The sequence below is a fragment of the Streptomyces sp. NPDC006197 genome, from assembly GCF_040613865.1.
Classification (GTDB): domain Bacteria; phylum Actinomycetota; class Actinomycetes; order Streptomycetales; family Streptomycetaceae; genus Streptomyces.
Genome location: NZ_JBEXSZ010000243.1, coordinates 1 through 6638, shown reverse-complemented (window position 1 = coordinate 6638; position 6638 = coordinate 1). Strand labels below are relative to the sequence as shown.

The 6638-nt window shown below is 71.4% G+C and carries 6 protein-coding genes and 2 pseudogenes; 4 read left to right on the top strand and 4 right to left on the bottom strand.

The genetic code is table 11. The features are described 5' to 3' along the window. Window positions 1-417: 417 nt before the first annotated feature. Window positions 418-1143 (bottom strand): annotated as a pseudogene (locus ABZ318_RS38470) (hypothetical protein); the annotation flags it as partial. Window positions 1144-1988: 845 nt separating this feature from the next. Beyond that, the gene (locus ABZ318_RS38465; RefSeq protein WP_356907066.1) at window positions 1989-2456 is read right to left on the bottom strand and encodes a nuclear transport factor 2 family protein; all 468 of its coding nucleotides are present in this window, start codon (window positions 2454-2456) and stop codon (window positions 1989-1991) included. Window positions 2457-2609: 153 nt separating this feature from the next. On the opposite strand from ABZ318_RS38465, the gene ABZ318_RS38460 reads away from it, so the two are divergent. Next, window positions 2610-3110, top strand: coding sequence for a GNAT family N-acetyltransferase (locus ABZ318_RS38460; RefSeq protein ID WP_356907065.1), 501 nt, complete (start codon window positions 2610-2612; stop codon window positions 3108-3110). A gap of 15 nt (window positions 3111-3125) precedes the next feature. On the opposite strand, the pseudogene ABZ318_RS38455 reads toward ABZ318_RS38460, so the two are convergent. Continuing rightward, window positions 3126-3377 (bottom strand): annotated as a pseudogene (locus ABZ318_RS38455) (transposase); the annotation flags it as partial. A gap of 128 nt (window positions 3378-3505) precedes the next feature. Beyond that, window positions 3506-3700: a hypothetical protein gene (locus ABZ318_RS38450; RefSeq protein ID WP_356907064.1), complete on the bottom strand. Its 195-nt coding sequence runs from the start codon at window positions 3698-3700 to the stop codon at window positions 3506-3508. Between the two features lie 304 nt (window positions 3701-4004). Between ABZ318_RS38450 and ABZ318_RS38445 the strand changes: the two genes are divergently transcribed. From ABZ318_RS38445 to ABZ318_RS38435, 3 genes are all read left to right on the top strand, one after another. Beyond that, window positions 4005-4538 carry a 2Fe-2S iron-sulfur cluster-binding protein gene (locus ABZ318_RS38445; RefSeq protein WP_356907063.1) on the top strand — a complete coding sequence of 178 codons (534 nt, stop codon included), beginning with the start codon at window positions 4005-4007 and terminating at the stop codon, window positions 4536-4538. Next, window positions 4535-5536, top strand: a complete 1002-nt coding sequence (locus ABZ318_RS38440; protein ID WP_356907062.1) for a xanthine dehydrogenase family protein subunit M — start codon at window positions 4535-4537, stop codon at window positions 5534-5536. Before ABZ318_RS38445 ends, ABZ318_RS38440 begins: the two co-directional genes overlap by 4 nt. 187 nt (window positions 5537-5723) lie before the next feature. Further along, window positions 5724-6638 (top strand): molybdopterin cofactor-binding domain-containing protein (locus tag ABZ318_RS38435; RefSeq protein ID WP_356907061.1); only part of this gene is annotated, 915 nt, incomplete at its 3' end.

The window sequence follows — 6638 nt, the reverse complement described above, 5'->3', positions numbered from 1 at the left end:
TCCCGGTCCAGGTGGGCGACCGCGGTGGAGGCGGCGTCGCCGGCGTCGTTCCAGCCCTCGAACGCTGCCACCATGACCGGGTCGATCAGCTCGGGCGTCGTGGTCGGTGAGGGTGCGGTCCAGGTGCCGCAGGATCACCTTGAGGAGGACGTTCTTCTGGTCCGGGCGGGCTCCGAGCCGTTCCAGGGCCTGCGGCGGGAGTTCGGCGCACGGCGTCTGGCTGAGGATCTCGACGGTTTCCACGCAGTCGGCGTCGGGGCCGAGGGCGTCGCGAACCCGGTCGCCGAGGTCTTCGGCCAGGTCGTCGTGGTCGACGGCGACGGACAGGTCCCGGCGGATGGCGGGCATCGCGGACACGGCCCGATAGGGAGTCAGGTCGGCCATCTGTGCGGCCACGGACGGTTTGGCCGAGCGCAGGATGCGGATGTCCGGGATGCCCTTGAGCAGCATCAGCATCCGGTCGAGCCCCATGCCGAGCGCGAGGCCGCTCCAAGAGGCGTCGAGGCCGGCCCGCTCAAGCACCTGCGGGTGCGTCAGGCCGCACTCCGCCACCTCGATCCACTCGCCGTCGCGGTCCACGTCCACCTGGCGGCCGGAGAGGGTGTAGGGGTGGACGCGGTCCTCGTGGCGGTGCTTCGCCCCGGGAAGGATTCCCGCCACGAGAGTGGCGACCATGTCGTCCAGGTCGGCGGTGGTCATGGGGGCCGGGCGGCGGGTGATGCGCCACAGGTCGAGCTGGTGGGGAGTGCCGGTGTGCAGACGGTCGATGCTGTCGCGGCGGTAGACCAGTCCGGGGCAGACCAGGAGGACGTCGTCGGCCGGGTCCGCGGCCAGCGCACGCAACGCGGCCGGGATCAGCGCGCTGGAGTGGCTGCGCAGCATGTGCTGGTCGTCGACGTAGCGGGTGTACCGGGCGTCGCGGGTGATGTCGTCGGCGCGGTAACCGAGATTGTCGTAGTTGTCCTCGACGGTGACGGTGCGCTCGCCGCGGCACCAGCGGACCTCGCAACCCCAGCGTTCCGCCAGTGCCTCGACGGCGCGGTTGAGGACGGACTGGAGGGCGTGCGGTCCAGCGGCAGGATCGGTGAGGTCCCGGACGGACAGGTCACGGGCGAGCTGTTCGGCGGAAAGACGGGCGGGCATGTCGGCCTCCTGGCCAAGAGCAGTGACGGGGTTTCGGAAACCCCCCAGCCCCTGGGCTCGACCGCACGGTGGGGTCGGCCGCCTCAGCTCTGGAGACGTGGCGAAGTCCGACCCCTGCGGCACCCTTCGGGGGCCAGGGGGCCGGTAAATCGGCGAGAGATCGCTACGACGGCCACACCAGGACTATAGCTGGCCCACGTCGCCAGGTCTTGGGGTTTTCACCTCCGGTCTGACCCGCTGGGGTCGGCGGTGTGAGGTCGTGTCGACTGGTTGTCGGTGCGCCCCCTGTATGCCCTCGCCCCTGACGACCTCAGGTGCGGGGCATAACGCGTTCTCGGGGGCGCCCGGACGATGGTGGAGTTCTATCGGCCGGCTGGCCTGCCGGAGGACGGACTGGCCGATCGCCATCGTCGCCGGCGGGGCGCCCTCGAGCGCCCGGTCGACCGTGACCTTCGCGGACCCCACCGGCCTGGACTGCGACGAGTACCCCTTCGGGCGTCCAGTCACCTTCCGTGCCCGGCAGGGTGAAAGCGCCCGCGACGAAGGAGCCGTCCCGGTAATCCGTCGCAGCGCGCCTCCTGCGCAGACGCGGTATCGGGGCGACCGTTCCGGTCCCGGCAGACCGAATCCGTAGCCGCCGGAAACTTGGCTCCCGTGGCGGTCGGCCGCCGAAGTTCGACGAGAGCGACTGCCGCGAGCGCCACGCGGTCGAGTGCGGGATCAACCGCCTCAGGCGTCACCGGGCCGTGGCCACGAGGTACGACAAGCTTGCCGTCTGCTACGAGGCGGCCGTGCTGGTGGCAGTCCTCAACGAGTGGCTGTGACCGGCGGGTTTTCTGTCGACCTCAGTCTGTCGGTGTGGGCACGGCGCAGGCGTCGGCGATAGCCCGCGTGTCCCAGTAGAACGGACGAACCTCGGTGATCCGCCCGTCCTTGACCGTGATCGTTTGCAGAATCGGGAAGCTGAGTTCACGGCCGGTCGCACGAGCGCGAGCGCGGACCTGTGTGAGCACGACCGCAGTCTCACCGGTGGCAAGAAACTCCTGCTCCACCATGTCGAACGACTCCCACGCCTCTCCCATCATGAGGAAGAACTGCGTCATGCCCTTGTGCCCACGCCAAGTGCCGCCATAGGGCAGAGCATCTGCTTGATGCAGCTCGACATCAGGCGCAAAGAAGGGGGCGAGCAGGTCGAACGAAGCCTCGCCAGGGCCGCCTGCCGCCAAGTACTCCGCCTCAGCCGCATACATACCGGTGAGGACTGTCGCTGAGTCCGTAACTGTCGCTGAGTCCGTAGTGGATGACATCGTCATGCCGCCAGCATGGTCACCACAGAAGGATCTTGCTGGCGGCAATCAGACATCGCGTTGTGCGGAGGAGCCTGCACTTCCACAACACGGCTTAGGCGGTTTCGTTTGGATCACCGGCGGACCAGCGGCAGATCGTCGTTCTCATAAGGTGTTCGGATGAGCCAGCACCTCTTGATCGGACACATACCAGCTGACCGTCTCGACGATCTCGAACCCCTGTGGAAAGCCCTGCACAGCCACCATGTGGCCGTGGCCGGGCATCTGGAAGAGTTCTCACCCTCACTGTCCCCTGAGGCTTCGTGGAGGCATCGCAGGGCCAAGTACGAGACATGGCTGGCTTCCCCGGATGCCTTCGTCCTGGCCGCCGAAGCCGATGGCGAACTCGTCGGCTATGCCATGGCCCATGTGAGGGAACAGCCGCCGGGATCCTGGGAACGAGGAGCGAAAACCGGTGTCCTGGAGAGCCTTTCCATACGGGCCGACCAGCGGGGCGGCGGGGTCGGGACTCGCCTGTTCGAGGCGGTCCGCGCTGAGTTCGTGAAGCGGGGAGCACGGGAGTACCAGCTTGACGTCATCGCCAGTAACGCGGACGCCATCCGCTTCTACACCCGGCAGGGACTCGTGCCGTACGTGACGACTCTGGTGGGCCGCAGCTAGGCGGTTTCGTCTGGGTCATCGTGCCGACCAGAGGAAGATGCCCGCGATGTGGAGCCCGGCCAGGTAGATGGTTGCGGTCTTCTCGTAGCGGGTGGCGATGCCGCGCCACTGCTTCAAGCGGTTGATGCAGCGTTCGACGGTGTTGCGCTGCTTGTACGCCTCGCGGTCGAAGGCCGGTGGCCGGCAGTGGGCGTCGGAGGCCAGGTGAATCTTTGTGGTCAGTCCGCCGCGGGACCGGCCGGTGGCGTGGTCCGCAGGTTCGCCGGCCGGGGCCCCACCGGCCACCCCGCCGCGGCGTCCGATCCGGGAGTAACGGCTCGATTCGCACCCACTGCGCGTCAGTCAACGGCACGCACGGACAACGACCGGCGGGGCTGGTTGGAACGGTGCAGCTGTCAGGCGGTCGGCCCAGTGCGGAGCCGCCGCACGTCCCGCACGAGCGTGTACGAAGCGCTGAGGAAGATCACGGCTCCAGCCATGAGCCAGAGGACCGACGCCCCAGAACGGTACTCACGAACGGTAAAAACGAGCAGCATGACGCTGGCAAGGACGCCGAAGGCCGAGATCAGAGTGCTGATGCGGTGAGTCACACGGACATCGTCAACGACAACCTCGGCCAGCGGAAGTGATCCAAACGAACCGGCCCAGGTGTATCGACCCGCAGCGTCGTCGACTCGGGAGGCGGGGGAGGCGGTCGTCGCATAGCGTCGACGCAGGCACGTACGGATGGACACGCAGACGGGCACGCCGACGGACACGGGTCCGCACCCGCGGGCGGACGGGCCGGCGGGCGTGTCGAGCGGCGATCCGGTCGGTCGGGCCCGCCCACGTGTCGCCACCCCGCGGATGTCCGGGCCCGCGTCGGCGAAGGCCCCGAGGTGAGGAGGAAGGCCCGTGGACCAGGCCCTGCCGGAGCGCGCGTCCACGGTGACGCTGCGCGTCAACGGAGCGGACCGCTCGCTCGCCCTGGACCACCGCACGACCCTGCTGGACGCGCTGCGCGACCACCTCGACCTCACCGGCACCAAGAAGGGCTGCGACCACGGGCAGTGCGGTGCCTGCACCGTCCTCCTCGATGGCCGGCGCGTGAACAGCTGCCTGCTGTTCGCCGTCGCGTGCGCGGGCCGTTCCGTCATCACCGTCGAGGGCCTCACGGACGGCGAGCGCCTCCATCCGGTCCAGGAGGCGTTCGTCGCCCGGGACGCCCTGCAGTGCGGCTACTGCACGCCGGGCCAGATCTGCTCGGCCGTGGCCCTGCTGGACGAGGCCGCGCGCGGCGAACCGTCGCACGTGACACCGCCGGAACGCCTGCCGGGCGACCCCGTCACCCTCACACCGGACGAGATCCGGGAACGCATGAGCGGGAACATCTGCCGCTGCGGCGCCTACCCGAACATCGTGGCCGCGATCGAGGAGGCCGCGCGGTGAAGCCCTTCGCGTACGTGCGCCCCGAACGCACCGAGGAGGCCATCGCACACCTCGCGGCCCACCCCGGCGCCCGCTTCCTGGCGGGCGGCACCAATCTCGTGGACCTGATGAAACTGGGCGTCACCGGGCCGCCGCTGCTCGTCGACCTCGGCGCCCTGCCCCTCGACGGTGTCGAGGAGACCCCCGACGGCGGCCTGCTGATCGGGGCGACCGCGCGCAACAGCGACGTCGCCGCCCACCCCGCCGTGCGCACCCGCTACCCCGTGCTGTCCCAGGCCCTGCTGGCCGGCGCCTCGCCCCAGCTCCGCAACGCGGCCACCACCGGAGGCAACCTCCTCCAGCGCACCCGCTGCCCCTACTTCCAGGACACGTCCACGCCGTGCAACAAGCGCGTGCCCGGTTCCGGCTGCCCCGCCCGGGAGGGCGTCCACCGGGACCTCGCGGTCCTCGGCCACTCCGCGCACTGTGTCGCCACGCACCCCTCGGACATGGCCGTCGCCCTCGCCGCCCTCGACGCGGAGGTCCGGCTGCGCGGGGCGGACGGCGAGCGGACGGTGCCCGTCGCCGCGTTCCACCGGCTGCCCGGCGACCGCCCGGACCTGGACACCGTCGTCGCACCCGGCGAACTCATCACGGGCGTGACGCTCCCCGCGCCGCCGCCCGGCGCGCTCAGCGCCTACCGCAAGGCCCGTGACCGCGCCTCGTACGCCTTCGCGCTCGCCTCCGTCGCCCTCGTCCTGACCGTCGAGGACGGCCGGGTGGGGCACGCCGCCCTCGCTTTCGGCGGTCTCGCCCACAAGCCCTGGCGGGCGCGGGCGGCGGAGGAGGTGTTGCGGGGCGCGCCGGCCACCACCGAGACCTTCCGGCGGGCCGCCGATGCCGAACTCGCCGCCGCCGAGCCGCTGCGCGACAACGGCTTCAAGGTGCCGTTGGCCCGCAACCTCGCCGTGAGCCTCCTGGGGGACCTCGCGTCCCGCGCCGCCACGGCCGCCCCGTGACGACCGCGACGCGCCTGCGCCCCGACGCCGCCCCGCCGGCGCCCTGCGGCGCGTCGCCCGTCCGCCCCGCCGCCAGGACGTTCGGACGTCCTGCCCTGTGTCGACCGGCCCGTCCGGCATCCGTCCGCCCGCCGGACGTCCGACCGCCCACACCCCGCCGTACGCCGACCGGAGGAGGCACCACGCCATGACCCGTCACGAACCCGCGACCGCGCAGCCTCCGGCGGCCGTCCGGCGTGACGCCCGCCAGAAGGTGACGGGCGAGGCCCGCTACGCCGTCGACCGGACGCCGCCCGGCTGCCTCCATGCCTGCCCGGTGCCCGCCGCCGTCGCCCGCGGGCGGGTCACCGCCGTCCACGCCGACGAGATCCTGCGGCGGCCCGGCGTGCACGCCGTCCTCACCTACGAGAACGCCCCGCGCCTCGGCGACGCCGGCGACCCGACGCTCGCGCTGCTCCAGGAGGACCGGGTCCCCCACCGGGGCTGGTTCGTCGCCGTCGTGGTCGCCGACACGCCCGAGAACGCCCGCGCCGCCGCCGACGCACTGCGGATCGAGTACGCGCAGAGCGAGCACGACGTCCGGCTGAGCGCCGACCACCCGCGCCTCTACACGCCCGAGAAGGCCAACGGCGGCCACCCGGCCGTACGCGAGCGCGGTGACTTCGACACCGCCTTCGCCGCGTCCCCGGTCCGCCTCGACGCCACGTACACCATGGGCGCCCTGCACAACCACCCGATGGAACCGCACGCCGCCACGGCCTGGTGGGACGACGACGGTCTGACCGTGTACGACTCCAGCCAGGGCGCGACGACCGTACGGGACGTCCTCACGCGCCTGTTCCGGCTGCCCCAGCAACAGATCACCGTCGTCTCCGCCTACGTGGGCGGCGGCTTCGGCTCCAAGGGCACCCCCCGGCCGCCGGCCGTCCTCGCGGCGATGGCCGCCCGGCACACCGGCCGGCCCGTCCGGCTCGCCCTGCCCCGCCGCGACCTGCCCGCCGCCGTGGTTCGCGGTGAGCACCGAGCCGCGGGCGATGCGGGAGATCTGCGGCCAGCCGAGCAGCACCATGAAGCCGATGACGGGCCAGACGGTGTTGTTGCT

Coding starts and splice junctions, on each gene's coding strand:
- ABZ318_RS38465 (WP_356907066.1), bottom strand. CDS start 2,456: ATGACGATGTCATCCACTACGGACTCAGCGACAGTTACGGACTCAGCG.
- ABZ318_RS38460 (WP_356907065.1), top strand. CDS start 2,610: ATGAGCCAGCACCTCTTGATCGGACACATACCAGCTGACCGTCTCGAC.